19 protein-coding genes are annotated in these 19,347 nt (G+C 44.8%); 10 read left to right on the top strand and 9 right to left on the bottom strand.

From position 1 onward, the window contains the following. Nucleotides 1-5 precede the first annotated feature (5 nt). From FKX85_RS05835 to FKX85_RS21865, 5 genes are all read left to right on the top strand, one after another. The gene (locus FKX85_RS05835) at nucleotides 6-947 is read left to right on the top strand and encodes a DUF6929 family protein (RefSeq protein WP_210416909.1); all 942 of its coding nucleotides are present in this window, start codon (nucleotides 6-8) and stop codon (nucleotides 945-947) included. Between the two features lie 189 nt (nucleotides 948-1,136). After that, complete coding sequence (locus tag FKX85_RS05840; RefSeq protein ID WP_141613833.1) at nucleotides 1,137-1,736, top strand: DUF6624 domain-containing protein; 600 nt, start codon at nucleotides 1,137-1,139, stop codon at nucleotides 1,734-1,736. A 427-nt stretch (nucleotides 1,737-2,163) separates the two neighbouring features. Continuing rightward, the gene (locus FKX85_RS05845; RefSeq protein WP_141613834.1) at nucleotides 2,164-2,391 is read left to right on the top strand and encodes a FeoA family protein; all 228 of its coding nucleotides are present in this window, start codon (nucleotides 2,164-2,166) and stop codon (nucleotides 2,389-2,391) included. Between the two features lie 7 nt (nucleotides 2,392-2,398). After that, entirely contained in the window at nucleotides 2,399-4,531 is a 2,133-nt protein-coding gene (gene feoB / locus FKX85_RS05850) for a ferrous iron transport protein B (protein ID WP_141613835.1), read from the top strand. A gap of 18 nt (nucleotides 4,532-4,549) precedes the next feature. Continuing rightward, nucleotides 4,550-4,693 (top strand): FeoB-associated Cys-rich membrane protein, encoded by a 144-nt coding sequence (locus tag FKX85_RS21865; RefSeq protein WP_141613836.1) that lies wholly within the window; start codon nucleotides 4,550-4,552, stop codon nucleotides 4,691-4,693. Nucleotides 4,694-4,762: 69 nt separating this feature from the next. On the opposite strand, the gene FKX85_RS05860 is transcribed toward FKX85_RS21865, so the two are convergent. Together FKX85_RS05860 and FKX85_RS05865 are read right to left on the bottom strand one after the other, a co-directional pair. Next, on the bottom strand, nucleotides 4,763-5,641 hold the full coding sequence (locus FKX85_RS05860) for a lysylphosphatidylglycerol synthase transmembrane domain-containing protein (RefSeq protein WP_141613837.1): 879 nt from the start codon (nucleotides 5,639-5,641) through the stop codon (nucleotides 4,763-4,765). Further along, nucleotides 5,634-6,575, bottom strand: a complete 942-nt coding sequence (locus FKX85_RS05865; protein WP_141613838.1) for a glycosyltransferase family 2 protein — start codon at nucleotides 6,573-6,575, stop codon at nucleotides 5,634-5,636. Before FKX85_RS05865 ends, FKX85_RS05860 begins: the two co-directional genes overlap by 8 nt. A gap of 124 nt (nucleotides 6,576-6,699) precedes the next feature. Here FKX85_RS05865 and FKX85_RS05870 point away from each other — a divergent pair, with 124 nt between their 5' ends. The 3 genes from FKX85_RS05870 to FKX85_RS05880 all read left to right on the top strand — a co-directional run bounded on the left by FKX85_RS05870 (nucleotide 6,700) and on the right by FKX85_RS05880 (nucleotide 10,342). Further along, complete coding sequence (locus tag FKX85_RS05870) at nucleotides 6,700-8,292, top strand: ArnT family glycosyltransferase (protein WP_141613839.1); 1,593 nt, start codon at nucleotides 6,700-6,702, stop codon at nucleotides 8,290-8,292. A 45-nt stretch (nucleotides 8,293-8,337) separates the two neighbouring features. Beyond that, nucleotides 8,338-9,972 (top strand): arylsulfatase, encoded by a 1,635-nt coding sequence (locus tag FKX85_RS05875; protein WP_229239783.1) that lies wholly within the window; start codon nucleotides 8,338-8,340, stop codon nucleotides 9,970-9,972. Between the two features lie 142 nt (nucleotides 9,973-10,114). Continuing rightward, on the top strand, nucleotides 10,115-10,342 hold the full coding sequence (locus FKX85_RS05880) for a DUF2905 domain-containing protein (protein WP_141613840.1): 228 nt from the start codon (nucleotides 10,115-10,117) through the stop codon (nucleotides 10,340-10,342). 5 nt (nucleotides 10,343-10,347) lie between these two features. On the opposite strand, the gene FKX85_RS05885 is transcribed toward FKX85_RS05880, so the two are convergent. Next, the gene (locus FKX85_RS05885; RefSeq protein ID WP_141613841.1) at nucleotides 10,348-10,809 is read right to left on the bottom strand and encodes a hypothetical protein; all 462 of its coding nucleotides are present in this window, start codon (nucleotides 10,807-10,809) and stop codon (nucleotides 10,348-10,350) included. Nucleotides 10,810-10,828: 19 nt separating this feature from the next. Further along, on the bottom strand, nucleotides 10,829-11,416 hold the full coding sequence (locus FKX85_RS05890) for a hypothetical protein (protein WP_141613842.1): 588 nt from the start codon (nucleotides 11,414-11,416) through the stop codon (nucleotides 10,829-10,831). Between the two features lie 49 nt (nucleotides 11,417-11,465). Here FKX85_RS05890 and FKX85_RS21405 point away from each other — a divergent pair, with 49 nt between their 5' ends. Continuing rightward, on the top strand, nucleotides 11,466-11,615 hold the full coding sequence (locus FKX85_RS21405) for a hypothetical protein (RefSeq protein ID WP_168196220.1): 150 nt from the start codon (nucleotides 11,466-11,468) through the stop codon (nucleotides 11,613-11,615). Nucleotides 11,616-11,662: 47 nt separating this feature from the next. Here FKX85_RS21405 and FKX85_RS05895 read toward each other — a convergent pair whose 3' ends face one another. From FKX85_RS05895 to FKX85_RS05905, 3 genes are all read right to left on the bottom strand, one after another. Next, entirely contained in the window at nucleotides 11,663-12,283 is a 621-nt protein-coding gene (locus FKX85_RS05895; RefSeq protein WP_141613843.1) for a class I SAM-dependent methyltransferase, read from the bottom strand. A 39-nt stretch (nucleotides 12,284-12,322) separates the two neighbouring features. Then, nucleotides 12,323-12,778, bottom strand: a complete 456-nt coding sequence (locus tag FKX85_RS05900; RefSeq protein WP_141613844.1) for a hypothetical protein — start codon at nucleotides 12,776-12,778, stop codon at nucleotides 12,323-12,325. 97 nt (nucleotides 12,779-12,875) lie between these two features. Further along, nucleotides 12,876-13,229: a DUF3127 domain-containing protein gene (locus tag FKX85_RS05905; RefSeq protein WP_141613845.1), complete on the bottom strand. Its 354-nt coding sequence runs from the start codon at nucleotides 13,227-13,229 to the stop codon at nucleotides 12,876-12,878. A gap of 232 nt (nucleotides 13,230-13,461) precedes the next feature. Here FKX85_RS05905 and FKX85_RS05910 point away from each other — a divergent pair, with 232 nt between their 5' ends. Next, nucleotides 13,462-14,829 carry an MATE family efflux transporter gene (locus FKX85_RS05910; protein ID WP_141616719.1) on the top strand — a complete coding sequence of 456 codons (1,368 nt, stop codon included), beginning with the start codon at nucleotides 13,462-13,464 and terminating at the stop codon, nucleotides 14,827-14,829. Nucleotides 14,830-15,048: 219 nt separating this feature from the next. Here FKX85_RS05910 and FKX85_RS05915 read toward each other — a convergent pair whose 3' ends face one another. After that, nucleotides 15,049-17,583: a phosphocholine-specific phospholipase C gene (locus FKX85_RS05915; protein ID WP_141613846.1), complete on the bottom strand. Its 2,535-nt coding sequence runs from the start codon at nucleotides 17,581-17,583 to the stop codon at nucleotides 15,049-15,051. 271 nt (nucleotides 17,584-17,854) lie between these two features. Then, a complete protein-coding gene (locus tag FKX85_RS05920) occupies nucleotides 17,855-19,327 on the bottom strand; it encodes a SusD/RagB family nutrient-binding outer membrane lipoprotein (RefSeq protein WP_141613847.1) in 1,473 nt (490 codons plus the stop codon). Between the last annotated feature and the right edge of the window lie 20 nt (nucleotides 19,328-19,347).

A 19,347-nucleotide genomic window follows, 5' to 3' on the forward strand; every position in this document is an offset into this window, starting at 1 on the left:
GAAATTTGAATCAATTAACAGTATTGCTACTAATAGCAACAATCTTGGTTGCACAAGCTTGTACCGAAAGTGATATGGAAATTACCGTTTTGGAGAAAACGAAAACAGATAAAATCCCCAGTGGATCTGGAATCGTGAAATCCGGCGATGTTTATCATATTATTGGAGATGATTCCCCTTTTTTATTTTCCTTAAACAGTGATTTTCAAATTATCTCCAAAACACCATTGGTTGACAGCCTGCATTCTGCAGGCGGTAGAATACCCAAATCTGAAAAACCGGACTTTGAGGCATTGGAAATGATCGGGCAAAATGAGATGGTTGCTTTCGGTTCCGGTTCTAAATCGCCGCAAAGAGATATTTTTATCCGTGCTTTGTTGAAAGATTCCTTGCTCATTGAAAAGTATCAAATTACTGATTTTTACAACAAACTGCGAAAGCTCCCGATATTGCATGATGCTGAGTTGAATATTGAAGCGGCGGCGTTTCACAACAAACGCATTTATCTTTTTAATCGAAAAAAAAACCTGGTTTTACAGTTTGAATATACAAGGCTCTTAAACTATCTAAGAGGTGAAGCATCTTTCCCCCAACCAGAGATCACGGCATTTTCACTGCCGAAGATAAACGGTATAGAAGCGGGTTTTTCGGGAGCCGCGTCATTAAAAGGCGAAGCAAAGATTATTTTTACAGCTTCGGTAGAAGATACGGACAATGCGTACAATGACGGTGAAATTTTGGGCAGTTTTATTGGAATGATCGACATCTCTGATAATAAGATTTCCGAATCTTTTGATTACTGTAAAATCCCTAATGAAGGTGAACATTTAAAAGTTGAATCCATAAGTGTTGAAAAAGAAATTTCACCCGGAAGAACTGAAGTGGTGCTCATTACGGATGACGATAAAGGTAATTCCGTGTTGTTAAAGGGGAGGTTGAGGTGGTAAACTTGGTATATTGAATAAGCATAATGCATGTCGATAGTGGCAAAATATAATGTCAATGGTGATAGGAAACGGAAAGTGAAGTGTGTTTAACTCCTCACTAGGTGACCTTTTATCAGCAAGAGGGAGGCTTTCTTAGTTGCCAGGCTTTAAAAGATACTGCCAGCATTTGTTAGTGACAATTTGAACAATATGGATTACAAAGACCTTTCTGAAACCATTATAGGGTTAAAAAACGCAGACTTGGAACTTCGGGACAAGCTTGTTCGGAAGGGACAACTGGGGAAAGGATATAGCGAAGAAATGGCCGCTTTGCACAATAGGAATGCGAAGTTATTGGACGAAATAATGGACCGTATCGGATATCCGACATCAGATAAAGTAGGCAAACGGGCCAGTGAAGCTGCGTGGTTAGTAATTCAACATTCAATCGGACAGCCAGGCTTTATGAAAAGGAGTGCCAAGCTATTAGAAAGTGCAGTTCGTGAAGATAAAGCAGACCCCATAAATTTAGCCTACCTGACTGATCGAATAGCCGTGCTCGAAGGGAAGTTACAGCTTTATGGAACACAGTTTGATTGGGACGAAAATGGGGAAATGAGTCCCAGTCCCATCGACGATATGGTCAAAGTAAATGGCCGGAGGAAATCTATCGGGCTTAAGCCTCTGGAAGAGCAGACCAGGATTATGAGAAGACGGATGGAAAGCGAAAACCAACTTCCCCCAACAGACCTTGAAAAAAGAGAACGACAATACGATGAATGGAGAGCATCAGTTGGTTGGATAAAGTAGTACATACGTGTCCGAAATATTGCACGTAACCGAATTCATGAACTTTTCCATCAATTGCTCAATACCTAACGTTCTAAAGGCCAATAAAAGAACTTTCGGTAAATATGTCAACTTCTTCAGTGGTACATGCAAAGTCACGGATAGTCATAAATCAATATTCCGACACCCGACCACTCATCACTGAAACTTAAGATTTCAGCAAAAACAGAACGAATTCTGCACTTTTTCCGTTAATTTTGCAGCAATTTAGATTCAATCTAATTCAATTATTCAGAAATATCGATTTGATATCCAGGGATTCGAGTGTTTGGGAGGCGTGCTTAGTAGTGATTTTGGCACCTTTACCTAATCATCAAGAACACGAGCGTAAGATTTTCTTGGAGCTTATCATCTCGGAGGAATTACATAATGCTTTATAGCACCAGATATGACGACGGCAGATACGATTAAAATAGGTGAAAAGGCCAAAATCCTTAAGATTTTGCCAAGTGAGTTGACCTTAAACTTAATGGAAATGGGATTTTTGCCCGGCAAACATATATCCTTGTTGCAGCGGGCACCACTGAAAGATCCGATGGCCTTTAGACTGGAAAATACCGTCATTGCTCTCCGCAAGAGCGAAGCCCAACTCATTGAAGTGATCCTAGAAAACTAATTACCGTATGCCAGAAGTACTCACCCCTGAGAAGTTATCAACTTTTACTGTGTCCCTTATCGGAAATCCGAATGTGGGGAAAACAACGATATTTAACCGCCTGACGGGATTGCGTCAAAAAGTGGGCAATTATCCTGGTGTGACGGTGGACAAGCGCTATGCTTCCCTAAAAATGGGGGATCAAAACGCTACCATCATCGATCTACCGGGCACGTACAGCATCTATCCCAACTCGGAAGATGAAGTAATCGTCCATCGTGTGCTCAATGGACTGGACAAGACTTCCAAGCCGGATTTTGTCCTGGCAGTAGTAGACATGTCCAGTATGGAGCGTGGATTATTTTTGGTTACCCAGATCATGGATCTTGGTCTGCCAATGGCTGTGGTCCTTAATATGTCAGATACAGCAGAAGAGCAAGGGATCAAAGTCAAAGCCCACCAACTCTACAAGGCACTGGGCGTACCGGTCATCCAAACCAATGCGCGAAGCAACAAAGGAATAAACGGCATCACGGACCTGATCAGCCAGCAAATGTTCGAAAAGCCAGTTCCCTTTTTAGATACTGATCAACTGCTGCCTGGTGACTTGTCAGCAAAAATCTGCGAGCGATTTTCCCTTGAAAACAGCTATCAAGCCTACCAGCTGATCCGCTTTCATGATAAGGAGCCTATTCTTTCCCAAGAAGATAATGAATGGCTTGGCAGGGAAGTAGGGGAAGCTGATTTTGATATCAAATCCATACAACTAAAAGAAACCCAAGACCGCTATGCAGCCATCCAGCAGGTGTTAGAGATGGTGGTAGAAAAGACAGATATAAAGAAAAAGCGCCTAACAGATAAGTTGGACAAGGTCTTTCTTCATAAAATTGGCGGATATGCTATTTTCTTGGGCATACTTCTATTGATTTTCCAAGCCGTTTTTGCGTGGTCAGCAGTTCCCATGGATTTGATAGATGGTTTTTTTGCCAGCTTAAGTGCTTCAGTGTCAGGTTTGTTACCGGAAGGGGTGCTCACTGACCTGATCACAGAGGGAATCATTCCCGGCATCGGTGGAATAGTGATCTTCATTCCGCAGATTGCGTTGTTATTTGCCTTTTTGGGGATTTTGGAAGACACAGGATACATGTCTCGTGTAGTGTTCCTGATGGACAGGATCATGCGCCCCTTTGGCCTGAATGGCAAAAGCGTCGTGCCGCTGATTTCAGGCATTGCTTGTGCCATTCCAGGGATCATGGCCAGCCGTAATATCGGCAATTGGAAAGACCGCCTGATCACGATTATGGTTACACCATTGATGAGCTGCTCAGCAAGGCTTCCGGTTTATGTCATTCTTATTGGTATCGCCGTTCCGGCGACCAATATTGGACCGTTTAACCTACAGGCGTTGGTCATGCTGGGCATGTACTTGCTGGGTGTAGTGGCGGTATTGGTGACCGCATGGATATTGAAGTTAGTCCTTCAATTTAATGAGAGAAGTTATTTGATGGTAGAAATGCCATTGTTTAGATTGCCCCGGTGGAAAGATGTGGTGATCACCATGTATTCCAAATCGAAGACCTTTGTATTCGAAGCGGGGAAGGTAATTTTGGCCATTTCTATCGTGCTTTGGGTGCTGGCGACCTATGGCCCGTCCAGTGCAAGGGAGGAGGCAATGGCCGCAGTGGAAGTGCCCGCCGATGGGGCTGCTGAAGAAGCGATGCTTGAATATCAACATAATCTTGAATCAGCTGAGTTGGAATCTTCGTATATAGGAATAGCTGGACGGTTTATCGAGCCGGCCATCCGGCCTTTGGGCTATGATTGGAAAATTGGGATTGCATTGATCACTTCATTTGCTGCCCGTGAGGTCTTTGTCTCTACGATGGCCACGCTCTACAGTGTGGGCAGTGAAGTGGAGGACGAATTGACCATTCAGGAAAAGCTGAAAAGTGAGGTAAATCCCAAAACCGGCGAGGCTGTATTTAACCTGGCCACGGCGATTTCACTGATGGTCTTCTATGCGTTTGCGATGCAGTGCATGAGTACGTTGGCGGTAGTTTATCGCGAGACCAAAGGATGGAAGTGGCCAGTAATCCAAACTATTTACATGACTGCTTTGGCCTATGTCTCGGCCTTCATCGCCTATCAGTTATTTTCGTAATTAAACAAGCAGAAAATTATGTGGCAAGAAATTATTGTATGGATGTTGTTTGCAGGGATTATTGCCTGGAAGGGGTACCAATATTTCAAGCCGAAAAAATCCAACGGAATGGACTGTGGCTGCGGCAAATGTGATGCGGTCAAGAAAGGTGATTTGCATTGATATTTAAAATTGGAAGATTGTAAGGGTTGAAAATTGTAAAAATGTGGCAAATATTCTAACTATTGCCCATTACTTACTGGTCACTGATCCCTGGACATCCTCCATCTTCACCGTCGCGCCAGCCAGGGAAACCACTGCGGTGATCAAAAAGAAAAGCAGACTAAAGGCAACGGCAATATTTTTATCGATGCCCATGTACTCATGGCTAAAGATAAATACCAATTCACGAGCGCCTACACCGCCGATAGTAAGTGGCAAAACCGCTACGATCGAAGAAAGCAAAAAGACAAACTGGTATTCAAGGATTTGTTCCTCTATTCCCAATGCAAGCAGGATAAAATATGCGCAAATAAGCTGAGCGGACTGTACGAAAAGTGAATAGCCGCTGGTAATCGCCGTAGAGCGCCAAAATGAGGGGAACCACCATCTCACCACAGCAGCAAATACCAGTGGCACCATGGTCAGGCCTACAGCAGCTACCATATCCAAGTCTATGCCCCATGGAGCTGTCCACTCCACGTTCACAAAAAACCAAAGTCCCAGCATGAGCCACACCAAGGCCGCCAAGCCGCTCACACGGTCCAGCAATACCGCGGCCAGTAGTTTTTTTACTTTAGTGTCAAAGCGTTTGTTAAGCCAGTAGACTTTATAACCGTCTCCGCCAATCCCTCCGGGAAGGAAGAGGTTATAAAACATCCCGATCCAGTAAAGTTTGAGGTTTTGGCGCTCACTGAGGAGAACGTCAAGATTACGGAATAGCCCGTTCAGACGAAGGGAAGAAAGGGCTTTGGAAAGTACAAAGCACAGCGCTGCGATGATAAGGTATCCGAAATTCACCTTCTTGATTACCTGCCAAGTGGCTTCGATGTCTATTTTTCTGAATACAAGGTAAATGGCCACTCCTGTGAGTAGCAGCTTCAGGAGCAGCTTAAGTGTTTTTTTATTCACCTTCGAAAACTTCTTTGATGGTATAGGTCTTCTTATCCTGTGACTCAAAGTACGTCCTGACGATGATCTCCGCCACGATACCGGTGGTGATCAGCTGCAGCCCCCCCAAAATCAAGATCAGCCCAACCAGCAGAATCGGCCTGCCCCAGATGTCCTCTCCAAGGATTTTGAGCACCAAAAGGTAAAAATTGATAAGGGCACCAGAGATCAATGCCAAAAGCCCTAAGCCTCCAAAGATATGGATCGGGCGCTGCAAGTACTTTTGGAAAAAGAGCATCAAGATCAGGTCCGCCAAAACCTTGAAGGTCCTGTTCAGGCCGTACTTGGAAGTGCCATGGATCCTTGGATGGTGCTTGACATTTACTTCGGTCATGCGGGCACCTTCCTGTTTGGCCAAAACAGGAATAAAACGGTGCAATTCACCATAAAGTCCCATGTTTTGGGCAATCTGCGCCTTGTACACCCGCAGGCTACAGCCGTAATCCTTTAGGTAGACCTTGGTGGTATTTCGGATCATCCAATTGGCAAACTTGCTCGGCAATTTCCGCAGGACGAAGCCATCCTGTCGATTGGCGCGTACCCCTGCTACCACATCCCAATCCTCGTTGATGGCTTTCTGGAGCATCATCGGAATGTCGGACGGATCATTCTGCAGATCCCCGTCCATGGTTACAATATACTCGCCAATGGCATAGTCTATACCTGCTGCCAGTGCAGTGGTCTGCCCGTAGTTTTTGTTGAAAATCAACACCTTTGTGAAGGCATTGGCATATTGCTTGGACATGGCCACAGTCTTATCAGTGGAGCCATCATCCACCAAGATGAGTTCGTAGGAAATACCTTCTAAGGCTTCATAAACAGCAGCTAATAGTGGTTGAATATTTTCTTCCTCGTTATAAACCGTGACAACAAGGGAAAGCTGTAACTTGGACATACCGCATAAAATTTGGTCAAAATTACAGCTTTTTTGCACGGGCACCAAGTGGCGTTATCAAAACCTAATCTTTTGATAACGCTTTGTTGACATTGAGCAGGGGAATAGCCTGTAATTTTAACACATGGAAAGAATCCTGGATATAAAGGGAATTGTCGGAGGTGTATTGCTGCTCATTGTTCTTCTCCTGCATTATTCTAATCTCAATGGGCTGAGTGTCTACGCCTTGGATGAAGCTAAAAATGCTACCGCCGCCATCGAAATGCTTCAGAAAGGAGAGTGGGTTGTGCCGACGTTCAACGGTGAATACCGCTTTGATAAGCCCCCATTGCACTATTATTTCTTTGTGCTTTCCTACCAGCTTTTTGGGATCAATGAATTTGCGGCCAGGTTCTTCCCTGCTTTGTTTGGCTTTTTGACGGTGTATTTTACGTATCGGTTTGCCAGGAGAAACCTGGGATATCGGGCGGGAGTCCTAACCCTGCTTGTACTCGCTTCCAGTCTCCATTGGTACATCCAGTTTCATATGGCCGTACCCGATCCATTTTTGATATTTTTCATGAGCATGGGCCTGATGGCATTTTACGAATGGTCCCTTTCAGGTTTTCGTTCAAATATGCTGATGTTGGTCACTTATGCTTCATTTGGGTTGGCGGTGCTCTCTAAGGGGCCCGTGGGAGTAGTGCTGCCCGGTATCGCACTGTTGGTATATGGATTGGCGATGCAGTTGCTGAATGGCAAAAGGCTGCTCCGGATTTTTCATCCCATGGGCTTGGCTGTTTTTTTCCTGATCGCCTTGCCTTGGTATGTCTTGGTGGCTACCAAAACCAATGGGCTTTGGATAGAAGAGTTTATCTTTAAGCATAACCTTAACCGTTTTTCGGCTCCCATGGAAGGGCATGGAGGAGGCTTCTGGCTGACTTGGCTGTTTGTGTTTGCAGGAATGCTGCCTTTTGCTTTTTTTATGTTTCAGGGTGTCTGGCATACCCTAAAATTCCGAACCAACCGGGTCACGACGTTTGCATTAATCTGTGCTGCGACCATCATAGTTTTTTTCATGCTGTCCGGCACTAAACTTCCCAATTATACTGTACCGGCATATCCGTTTTTGGCCATTATTATTGGAAACTATCTGGGGGCACTGACCAAGGGAAAGAAGTGGAAAAGCCTGGTGGCTCCCGGGATTGTATATGGAGGAGTCCTGGTATTATTGCCTTTTGGGGTGTATTATGGATTGTCAGCAGATCCTGCATTGTATGTTCCCAAAAGCCTTCTTTGGTGGTTTTTTGTACCGGTTTTGGTGGTTTTTCCAATGTTTAGGGCCCTGGTCAAAAGACAAACCGAGTACTTTTTGGTTTGGTTTGGTGGAGGGTTTATGCTGGTGGCATTTGTTTTCTTTTGGTTTGCGTTTCCAATAATTGACCGTCAAAACCCCGTTTTACAAGCAAAGACTTCACAGCTGGCTGCTACTGATTTGTATTACTTTAAAATCTACAATCCCGCGTTTTCATTTTACCTTCAGCAACCTTTAAAGGATATTCAGAAAGTAGCCGTTCCCCAGCAGATGACAGGCTACCTGATTACCAGAAAGCGGTATTTGGAAGAATTGGATGAAATGGAGATTCATTATCAAAAGGTTTTTGAGGGGAAAGACCTTTTTGAATCTCCTACCACTGTGGTCCTTAGGCTATTGCCCCATGAGCAGATCATGGAGTGATCATCTTGGAGAGGTCTTCATGCTGAAAACAGACCAATTACTTTTATGTTTTATACAAACGCCCTAAATTATGGGATGAACCTACAAAAATTCACCTTTCTTCTCAGCATAGCCTTCATCGGCTTGCATTTATATGGGTGTAAAAAAGTAGTATCCAGCGTAGAAAAACCCAATATTATTTTTATTTACGCCGATGATTTGGGCAAAGGTATGCTCAGCCAAGAAGGCCAAAGGTATCTCACCACTCCAAATATTGATCGTCTGGCAGCAGAAGGAATGCGGTTTACCAATGCCACAGGGAGCATGTTGTGCGCCCCTGCCCGGGCATCGCTGATCACGGGATTGCACGATTGCCATTCCCCTGAATTCCCTATAACCAAAGGACAGCTGTACAAGCATGTCGGGGATTCCACTTACATGGTTCAGGAAATAGAAGAAATGATCAACGGTGTCCTTGATCCTATTCCTGAAGCACAGGTGTTTTTGGGTCAAGTGGCACAGGAAGCGGGGTATGTTACAGGGCAATTTGGCAAACTGGAATGGGGGTTTTCGGTATCAGATTATCAAATGAAACGTCATGGCTGGGATCAGTATTTTGGTTATCTCGACCATAATCGGGCGCATGGATTTTATCCACCTTACCTTTTCGAAAATGGCCAGCTAGTGGATATTCCAGGAAACACACGGGCAGATTGCGGCAAAACCATCGAGCGTGAGACCCAAAAAGCCTTTGACGAGCGATGGGATATGACCGGCAAAGCCGTTTATTCACAGGATTTGTTTATGGACAAAGTGCTTGATTTTATCCGGGACAATAAAGACCAACCTTTCTTTCTCTATTTTCCCACCCAATTACCCCATGGCCCAGTAGCGGTTCCATCGGTTCATCCTGAAGTTGCCGAATCCACGGAACTCACCCAAATAGAAAAGGAATATGCCTCCATGGTCAAATTCCTCGACGATAATGTCGGCCAAATTTTAGATGAACTGGATCGGCTGCAGTTAGCAGAAAACACTTTGGTAATCTTCACCGCCGACAATGGCCATGAAATTTATTATACCCAAGAAGGCAGGGTGCTCAAGCCTTACACCAATATGCAAACCGGTGAGCGCTTTGATAACCTGCAAAACAAGTATTACAGTGATCTTGCTGGTGATATTTTTAATGGAAATAATGGCCGAGCGGGTATGAAAAGAAGCAACTTGCAAGGTGGTCTTGAAGTTCCCTTAATTGTGAGATGGCCTGGCCACACCCCTGTAGGCAGTACCTCTGACCTTTTGGTCACTAACTACGATTGGCTGCCTACGGTGGCAGAGATTACAGGTTATCAACGGAAATTTAGCACAGATGGTATCAGTTTCTTTCATGAAATGACCGGCAGGGAGCAAACGGATAAGCACGAATTTATCGTCCATTCATCCTTTGAAGGGCCGGCCTTGATTGCTGAAGATGGCTGGAAATTACGGTGTATTGTTCGAAAAGATACTTTTGAGCTTTATTATCTTCCTGATGATTTTAAAGAAACGACAGATCTTTCGGCCAAACATCCCCAAAAGGTGGAGGACATGAAAGCAAAGCTACTAGAATTATGTGATAGTGACTATAAGAATGGATGGTACAGACCTGCTATCCATCAATTGGACGTGGAATCTGCTTGGAAAAGTAAATTGACAAATTAAGCTATATTTTGCGGGTGAAAGCATAGGACTAAGTGTATCGCTGATTCAAAGGTTTTTGAGACCGCAGTGGATTTTCCAGTGCTTATACTGGGTTATCCAAAACGCTATTGCTTAATCCACGTGCAGCAAGTATTTTAGCTCCATGAACAGTGAAACCGGAAAATGGATTATTGGCATTGGCCTGGCGATCTTGGTGATTGGGCTGCTTGTTTACTTTTTGGGTGATAAGTTGCATTGGCTGGGGAGGCTTCCGGGAGATATCCGCGTAGCGCGCGAAAATTTCAGCTTTTACTTTCCCATCACCACGATGATCTTGCTTAGCATCATCGTATCCTTGATCCTTAAACTGTGCCAATACTTAGGCCGATAGGCTAGCTAATTTCTAATTCCTTCCGAGAAAAAATTCTTCTTCCACATTTCCTGACACACATAGTTCACACTGTCTAAGATCTGATACACGTTCTTGGGCACAAAGGGGCTCAGGCCAATGGAATAGTGGCCGTTTCGATCCATTTGGATGTCCATTTCATAAGTGGACTTTAGGCGAAGAAGAGATTTGGGGAAAAATATCTGGACATGCGTGGAGGTGTCTTTTGAGGAGAATCCGAATTGTTTTTTCTTATGATGAAATCGTTGAGATACCGATTTTTCCTGAAAAAGCTTCTCCGCAATGATCAGCGTAGACTCTTGCCAGAGCTTTGGGTTAAACTGATGAATAAGCTGGATATTGCCCTTGGTGAATTTATAATAAACATGATGGTCCAATTCCAGCTTCACGGGCAGGTTGTTTTTTATGGATAAAAACCGCCATAGATTATCGATTTTTTTAATGTCCATCTTCCTTCGTTCTTTGGGTTTATTTTATCAGGCGGAGGTAATCCTCAGCAGTTGTTTTGAATGCTTGTCTTTCCTTGCTGGAGACTAAAATAGGGTGCCATTTACCAGCGATTTTTACTTGAAATTCCCTTTCTTCATCTATCAACGGATAAAGCTTGGTGACGAACTGATGGTGGCTGACCCGGTCTCCCTGTTGGAAGCTTAGGACACCCTGCTGCGTCCCTTTGTTAAGCCATCTAAATTCCACGGTTGTTTCCGATGTTAACCTTTCGGATGGTTCAATAAAGATATAGGCTTTATTTCTTATACGGCTTATGATAATAGAAAGATTAACAAAAATCAAATTATTACCTTTTAATCGCTTGCCTAATCGAAATATTTCTAGTTTTGCGGTGGTATTTTTATTGATTTCATAATCCAGCTGGCGTACATTCTTAAAATACAACAAGTTGCTGTCGGCCATTGCATGGGTATCATTGGAGTTGGTATTATCTGCCCGGTATTCATTAAAAAAAGACAAGACCAAGACAATGCCCACAGACGTCAGACCAAAAATTTTGATGATTTTCAGGAGCTCAGGTGTCAGGACGGGGTCTTTGGTAGGCATGGGCATGGTCAGGTTTGAAAGCAGCTAAGTAAACCATAACTTTACGGAAATGTTTGATTTAAAAAAGAATATTCGTTTTCGCATCGGATCAGAAGATTGGGAGATGCCCTTGGGCGTGTTGTTGTTATTGCTGGGAATTACGCTGGTGATGGTAATCGGGGGGGCTTATATGGGGTATTACTTCGGGAACGGTCAGTGATGGAAGCTGACTCATGCCCCGCTTTAGGAGGCAGGTAAGGTTGCCTTTCAGGACTTCTCAAAGCAACAAAACACAAAATCCTGATGATTTCCTGATGGTGTGTGATGCTGTTCATGGAAACATTTTTCCTTTCGGAAACCTTGCCCAAAAATGCCGGATAATTTTTCAGCGGAATATTGCTTGATGGTGATGCCGCTGCACCTTGAAGGTCCTTTTTCAGAAAATGTACCGATGATCATTTTTCCTTTTTCCGCCAGATGTTTGTTTACTGCAGCATAGTAAGCAGTAATATCCGCACTGTTGGTGAGAAAATGAAAGGTAGCCCTATCGTGCCAAAGGTCATAGGTGTCATCGGCACAGAATGTAGTAATATCAGCCACGATCCATTTTACTTTCTCGGCTGCTTTGCCCAGGCGCTTTTGTGCCCGTTTGATTGCTTGGGATGAAATATCCAGCACGGTGATGTTCTGATAGCCCAGCTGAAGGAGATGGTCTACCAGAAAGCTGTCCCCTCCACCGACATCGATTATCTTGGCAGAAAGCGAGAGCTGCATTTCATCGATCAGTGTTAATGAAGTCTTTGGTACGGGCTGATACCAGCTCACGGTAGTCAGTGGCTTTGTTTCGTAGATATTTTCCCAGTGGGCTTTTCGGTCTTTATCGTCCAAGGTGTTCAGATTGGTCTTTAGATAAGTGTAATATGCTGCTCAAAACAATCCCCACCCATCGTCATATTTGCAGGAGGGGTCAAAACCTTTTACCCAATCCACGAATAGTGACTTGAAGTCGTTAATGGCATCTCTGAGTAGCTGTAAGTGCTCTTCAGCATGATTGTCGACCATTGCTACGGAGTAGGTCATGGAATTGAGGTGTCTGGCATGGACTTTCATAAAGACGGCATTTTCCATTTTTAGGATATAGTCGTCCACCCCCTCTGCGCCACCAAATTTCCCACAGATCACGGTGGCATCTTCCAGCATAAAGGTGCCGTACATTTCTTTGGCACTTTCATCCAAGACCCCTACCAATGCTTCGGTAAGGAGCAGAATATCGTTGGCTTTCTGCATTAATGGGTGTTTGTTGATGCGATCTTGTTCTTTTCTGAAATCTTCTTCATCTCCATCGTCCCACTGATTGTCATTATCATCAAAATCATTCCACATACACTTCAGTTTTACTTTTTAGCTAACTATAAAAAGGACTGTACCAGCTGATGTGATACAGTCCCTAAATATAGTCTTTTTGCTATATCTGGCTTAATTAGAAGGGCAAAATATCTTCACCGCTTTCATCATTGAAGGTGCTGACTTCTGGAGCTCCGGATGCCGCTTGGCCACCGGCGGGAGCACCACCTTCTTTATCCACACGCCAAACCTTCACATCAGTGTACCATCTGCTGTTATACTCACGGCTTTCGATCTCTATTCCCGCTTTGACAGTGTCTCCTTGCTGCATGCCAAATTGGTCGATTTTATCCCCCCAAACGGTCAGGCAGACTTTTTTGGGATATTGCCCTTCCGTTTCAAGAATGTAATCTTGCTTTCTCCAAGTGCCGTTTCTTCCATTGCCAGATTGCTCTGGCATAATTTGAATTATTTTACCGTTAATTTCCATATTGCTATTTGTTTTTGTTGCTTTCCCAAACCACGAAGGTACTCAATCACCCCTTTTATTAAAAAAGACCCTCTCTAATTTCTCAAAGTTTTTTGGAGACTTCTGGTGAATGCCCCTGGGAATAAGTGAATACGCTTTTTTGCAGTTCTTGGAGAACCGGAGGTGTCTCACAGACGCCGCTGATTTACGCGGATAAATTAATATGATTAATTATCTTTGGCCAACTGTTTTTATGCAAGCACCGAAAGAGAAAAAATATACAGAAGGAAAGTTGATTTCTGCACTTGTCAGTCTCGCCTTTCCGATCATTTTGGCCAATGTCCTTCAAACCGCCTATCAACTGATTGACACTTTTTGGCTGGGAAGATTGGGGGCCAATGCGGTGGCGGCGGTGAGTGTGAGTTTTCCGATTCTTTTTTTGATCTTATCGCTTGGTGCCGGACTTACGTTAGCGGGTACGGTGCTGGTCTCTCAGCACAAGGGAGCCAATAACCAGAAAATGGTTAATTCAGCCTCTTCGCAGACCGTATTTGTGGTGTTTTTCATTTCTGTACTGCTCGCTATAGTGGGTTATTTTGCCGCTGGTCCTTTGATGAAGTTCATCGGTGCTGGTCCGGAAATCTACTCCGACTCGGTAGATTATTTTAAAGTTTCCTCGCTGGGTTTTGTCTTTCTGTTTATGTTCTTTGTGTTCCAATCCCTGATGCGGGGCATAGGCAATGTTATGCTGCCTGTTTATGTGGTGTTGGTAACGGTCTTGCTCAATTTGGTGCTTGACCCGCTTTTTATTTACGGTTTTGGACCTGTACCTGGTTTCGGTGTAGCAGGTGCAGCCGTGGCCAGTGTCATTACGCAAGGGCTGTCGGCAATTGCAGGAATTTACGTTATGTGGAGAGGAAAGCATGGTATCCAAATCCATTTTTCTGAGATGAAGTGGGACTTCCCCTGGGCCAAAAAGCTATTCCAACTTGGATTCCCTTCCAGCATGGAGCAATCTGCCAGGGCTTTGGGAATGACCATGATGGTCATGCTGGTAACCAGCTTTGGCAGTGAAACGGTCGCTGCATATGGCGTAGGAGCCAGAATGCTGAGTTTTGTAATTGTGCCAGCTTTGGGATTGGCCATTGCGACGACTACTTTGGTAGGGCAGAATGTGGGCGCACAAAAACTCAGAAGGGCAGAAAAAACCGGCTTGCTCAGCGTGAAAGTTGCCTTTTTTGGCCTGACGGGGATTGGAGTGTTATTGTTTCTTTTTGCCGAAGATTTGGTGCGGTTTTTTGTTCCCAATGAGCCCAATGTCATTGCTGACGGGGCACTTTTCATAAAGATAATGGGACCTAGCTTTGGCTTCCTTGGTGTTCAGCAGGTGATCAATGGGACTTTTAATGGAGCAGGATTTACCAAGGCTTCCATGTTTATATCATTTCTGAACCTTTGGATTATACGGTTCCCAGTAGGCTATTATCTGGCCTACCATACTTCTTTGGGCCACGAGGGAATTTACTGGGCTTTTCCCATCTCCAATTGGGTTTCTGCCATTGTCGCCTTCATCTATTTCAGGACAGGTTACTGGCGAAAACGGATTGAGGTTGTACGTTGAAGGTTTGGATGTTCTAAGGTTTTAGGTTGTGGGAGGGACAATGGATAATGGCTCCTCGGCTACGCTCAGGGACCAAATGGTTTGTCTTTGCTCCATGAGAACCCCACCAAACCTCCCCGCCGTGGCGGTACCGGGGCTCAGCCCTCGGTACAACGTCTCATGTCTCCATACTCATATCTCTTACTCACTGCACGGGAATCTTGATACTTGCTCTTTACTCTAGCTGCTAAACATTTCTCTGCCCATAAAGGGATCTGAAATGCTGTCCTTGCCTGTTTCCAGTCTACCGGCATAGCGCAGCTCAAAGCTGCTGATACCCGGCGATTGGAGTTTAAAATCATACCAGCCCTTTGTAGAAGAGGTGTCCAAGGTAAAACTTTCTTCTTCTTTAGGATTTACCTTGAATTTCTTCTCTAGTTTTTGGTAGGTTTCATCCGCCAGTTTTAAGTCTATCGCCTGGAGGGTACTAATGTTTCGAACGGTGATCTTCAACTTGTCCGTATAATTTCTTCGTCTTTTGATAGGCTTGCAGGAAAGCTCCACACGAGGCCCCTGGGCATCTCCGAAAAACTCCCTGAAGTATCCATTTGGCCCATACACCCTGAGATGGTACTGGCCATTTTCAAAAGCCTCCAATGGCCACTGGTACTCCAGTACATCGCCGGATTTTACGGCAAATGCCCACGTCTTGACAGGTTCATAAGTTTCGGAAGTTTGGTTCCAATAATTACCGGGAGCATATACATTAAAAGGTGCCCCCAGAGACTCTTCTTCAAAGATTTCCTTGGCCGCTTCAAATTTCACCACGAAGTGCTTTCCATCCTCGCTGATTTTACCATCTACGTAAAGTTCGTACGGAAGGCCATTGGAAGGTTTGGTGCCAGGCTCCTGCTGAGGTAGTACCTCGTGACTGGGATCGGCCGCTACGTTGCGGGCTTCTTCCTCGGTCAGTGTCCTGAAGTTTTTGGGCAGGTCTTTGAATTTTGCATTATAGATCTCCTGGACGTGTTTGTTCCTGTCCACCCAGGCTGGCAAATCAATTTCTTCACCTTTATAAGGTCGGAAGACAGAAGTCAGGTCTCCGCTGACAGCCCTTCGCCATTCGCTGATATTGGTTTCTTTGATGGTTTTTCCAGTTTTTTTGGAAAGCCACTTTTCCATTAGCTGGATGGTGGAGGTGATGTCACAGACTTGGGAATTGACCCAGCCACCACGGGTCCAGGGGGAGGCGATCACCAGCGGTACACGATAGCCCAACCCCACGGGACTGGTCCTGGAATCTGCTTCGCTAAATCCGGCAGCCTGCTCTTCTTCTTTGGTGACAAATTCGCCCGTGACATCCAATCCTTCAGAGGCCATACCGTTGTCCGGATCTTGGGGGTTAGGGGCTACAAAGGGAGGAACATGATCAAAGTACCCATCATTCTCATCATAATTAAGGATAAAAATGGTCTTCTTCCACAGCTCAGGATTTTGGGTCAAAATATCCAGCACTTCTGATACGTACCAGGCTCCGTACCAAGGGGCACTTGGGTGATCGGAAAATTTCTGTGGAGCCACTACCCAAGATACAGCAGGCAATTTTCCTTCCTTGACATCTTTGCGAAATTGATACAGCACGTCGCCTTTTGGAATGTTCGTTTCACGCTGCTCAAGGCCATCTGCATAGGTCAAGGTGGCAATTTTATGATAGTCTTTGTCTCCACTGTTGGTGGTAAAGGCCTTTTTATGGAGAAGCTTTTCCCTCTCGGACAGTTGGCTGAATTTTTCCGGATTCCAGGCGGCAAGGTATTCACCCAGCTTGACCAATTCCGCTTTCTTTTCGGCGATTTGCTTGGACAGTGCGTCCTGATCCACATCAGACTTGCTCAAATCCGCTTCCAAATTCTCCAGCTCGGCTGGTATTTCCTTCTGCCTTTTTTTCATATACTGGTAATGCCCTTGGCTATACCTCACACCAAACTGCTTGAACCATTCGAGGTTGTTGTCGGTAAAATTGGCCAGCAAAGAACTGTCCTCCACACCAGTGGGCAGACTGATTTCATTTTGATAAACCTTCCAGGAGATGCCTTCGTCTTCCAGCCTATCCGGAAAGGTCGCCCAATCCACTTCATGGCTATAATTCAGTTCTCCATTGCGGACCCTGGCTTTTTCACCTTCACCGTGGGTTTTTCCTGCCCAGAAATAATTCCTGTTCGTCGTGGTGCCTGTAAGGGAAGCGCAGAAGTGTTGGTCACAAACGGTGAATGCATCGGCTAGGGCATAATAAAAAGGGATGTCTTCACGATTGTAATAGCCCATGGTCATCGGCACATCTCGAAATTCGGCACGGCCGGATCGCTTGGCCTCTATCCAGCCATTGTATTTGCCTTCATTGCGGGCATCTACTTGGTTTTCCCAGCTATGGGGAATATCTCGCATCCAGGTAGCTTTGGTGTCTTTGATGTCAAAGCGAAAAGGCGCAAAGCGATTGCCGTTCTTATCAGGCTGAAGCCAAACAGGGTTTTTGTCCGGGAGGCTGATGGCGCGTGGATCATTAAATCCCCTGACACCTTTCAGGGTGCCGAAGCAGTGGTCAAAGGAGCGATTTTCCTGCATGAGCAGGACGACATGCTCAGCATCATAAAAAGTGGTTCCAGGATCTGGCGTAATGGCCAATGCTTTCTCGATGGAAGTGGGCAATACACTCCACATCCCTGCACTTCCAGAAAGCAATGCTGCTTTTTTTAAAAAATCTCTTCTAGAATCGTTCATGTTTCTTTTCTGTCAAGTTTATAACCTAAAACTAATCATTTCAGGTAAAATAGGCCACAAAGGCTCAAAGGCGCTAAGAAATTATTGTTTTCTTACCACTACTAATTAAGACATCAATGGTTTTCCAATTTTAACTTCTTGCCTTCGTGGCCTATTCTTTTCCGCCACCAAGACCCAAAGACACAAAGGGATGGTATGGTTTAATCACCACAAGTACCGGCTTACCCATAGCAACTTCGTATCTTCGTGTCCAATTTATAAATTTACTCTTTTATTCTAACCACCAAGGCATTTGGTTGATCAGGTCGTTTCCTTCCCCAAACTGTCGGGTGATGGCTTCCGTTACATTGGCTGCGTTATAGTTGTACTCTGACTGTGGGTAGATCCACCGATAAGGAATCTCCACACCTGAAGGTCTTCTGAAAGAAGGATATCCTCCTACTCTGTGGTATTCATAGAAAGAAGTCCATCCCAATTGGAAAAACGACTGCAGGTATTTCTGCATGATGATAAGCTGGATTTGCTCTTCCTCGGTAACGGCCGTAGTGAAGTTATTGTTGGACTTGGCCAAATAGTCATTTGCCGCTTCTTCAGTGACATAAGTGGCGTATTCTTCCGAATAGAGCTCATAGAATTTGAAGGAAGCTTTTACTGCTGATTCATACAGTAGCCCAGCATCGGCAGATATCCAGCCTCTTACGGCAGCTTCCGCTAGGATCAGCTGTTGCTCAGAATAGCCTAAGAGCAAATAAGGCTCATTAACGGGGTCTTGGTGATAGCGCTCATTAACCTTGGAAACATTTCCCTGGGTGGCTTTCTGGTTTACTTCTCCATAGGGAGCGGCAGGGTCACCGCCTTCATAAGCGGTAAAGTCGTCGATGGCTTTTCCAGCCTCTTTAGCAGATTTGGTTTGGGTACAATAAATAAACAATCTAGGATCTTCCCTTTCTTGAAGGCGTTGAATGAACGTGGAGTCCATGTACATCCCTGAGCTAAAGCCACTGCTGTTGAAATCAGGATAACGGTTGTTTTGCTGATCCAGGAACACCACTTGACCGCTTTCTTCCACACTTTCCATTAGTGGTTGATTTTGGTAGATAGAGGAAAATTCACTTACATCTACAGTGCCCGTTTTTTCAGAAAGGGTCAGCATCACCTTAAGTCTAAAGGCATTGATCAATTTTCTCCAGCTGGTCAGGTCACCTTGATAGATGATATCACCGGCGATGATATTATTGGATTCGGCCAGGATGTCATTGGCTTCCTTTAGCTCGGTAAGGATCCCCTCAAATACCGCTTGTTGGGTATCGTAAATTGGTGCGTAGCTTTCTTCTGCTTCTCCTTTCAGCGCTGCCGAATAAGGCACATCCCCAAAGGTCAGGGTCAGGTTATAGAAATGGTAAGCTCTGAAGAACTTGCCCAATGCCACATAAGTCATGTCATTGATCCGCTCTCCCTCTTCGATCATTTTGGTCACATCGCGCATATCACTGTAGGCACCATAGCTTCCTCTGGCCCATTTATAATACTGATTGGTATTTTCACCATCGGTTTGCACGAGCATTTTCAGGGCGTACAATGGAGAGGTTCCTCGATAAGCCCTGAATGCTTCCCATTCGATATTGGTCAGCAAAAGCTGCGGGTGAGTCTCTGTAGGCAAGTTGGGATTGACATTCATTTCCTGAAGATTGTCGCAGGATGCCAAACCAATCAATGCTGCAAATAGGATTAGTATATTTTTCATTTTCTTATAATTTCTTAATT

Source organism: Echinicola soli (assembly GCF_006575665.1).
GTDB classification, from domain to species: Bacteria; Bacteroidota; Bacteroidia; order Cytophagales; family Cyclobacteriaceae; genus Echinicola; species Echinicola soli.

Coding starts and splice junctions, on each gene's coding strand:
- FKX85_RS05920 (WP_141613847.1), bottom strand. CDS start 19,327: ATGAAAAATATACTAATCCTATTTGCAGCATTGATTGGTTTGGCATCC.
- FKX85_RS05905 (WP_141613845.1), bottom strand. CDS start 13,229: ATGGAAATTAACGGTAAAATAATTCAAATTATGCCAGAGCAATCTGGC.
- FKX85_RS21405 (WP_168196220.1), top strand. CDS start 11,466: ATGTTTGATTTAAAAAAGAATATTCGTTTTCGCATCGGATCAGAAGAT.
- FKX85_RS05890 (WP_141613842.1), bottom strand. CDS start 11,416: ATGCCTACCAAAGACCCCGTCCTGACACCTGAGCTCCTGAAAATCATC.
- FKX85_RS05845 (WP_141613834.1), top strand. CDS start 2,164: ATGACGACGGCAGATACGATTAAAATAGGTGAAAAGGCCAAAATCCTT.
- FKX85_RS05910 (WP_141616719.1), top strand. CDS start 13,462: ATGCAAGCACCGAAAGAGAAAAAATATACAGAAGGAAAGTTGATTTCT.
- FKX85_RS05885 (WP_141613841.1), bottom strand. CDS start 10,809: ATGGACATTAAAAAAATCGATAATCTATGGCGGTTTTTATCCATAAAA.
- FKX85_RS05915 (WP_141613846.1), bottom strand. CDS start 17,583: ATGAACGATTCTAGAAGAGATTTTTTAAAAAAAGCAGCATTGCTTTCT.
- feoB (WP_141613835.1), top strand. CDS start 2,399: ATGCCAGAAGTACTCACCCCTGAGAAGTTATCAACTTTTACTGTGTCC.
- FKX85_RS05865 (WP_141613838.1), bottom strand. CDS start 6,575: ATGTCCAAGTTACAGCTTTCCCTTGTTGTCACGGTTTATAACGAGGAA.
- FKX85_RS05875 (WP_229239783.1), top strand. CDS start 8,338: ATGTTTTATACAAACGCCCTAAATTATGGGATGAACCTACAAAAATTC.
- FKX85_RS05880 (WP_141613840.1), top strand. CDS start 10,115: ATGAACAGTGAAACCGGAAAATGGATTATTGGCATTGGCCTGGCGATC.
- FKX85_RS05870 (WP_141613839.1), top strand. CDS start 6,700: ATGGAAAGAATCCTGGATATAAAGGGAATTGTCGGAGGTGTATTGCTG.
- FKX85_RS05900 (WP_141613844.1), bottom strand. CDS start 12,778: ATGTGGAATGATTTTGATGATAATGACAATCAGTGGGACGATGGAGAT.
- FKX85_RS05840 (WP_141613833.1), top strand. CDS start 1,137: ATGGATTACAAAGACCTTTCTGAAACCATTATAGGGTTAAAAAACGCA.
- FKX85_RS21865 (WP_141613836.1), top strand. CDS start 4,550: ATGTGGCAAGAAATTATTGTATGGATGTTGTTTGCAGGGATTATTGCC.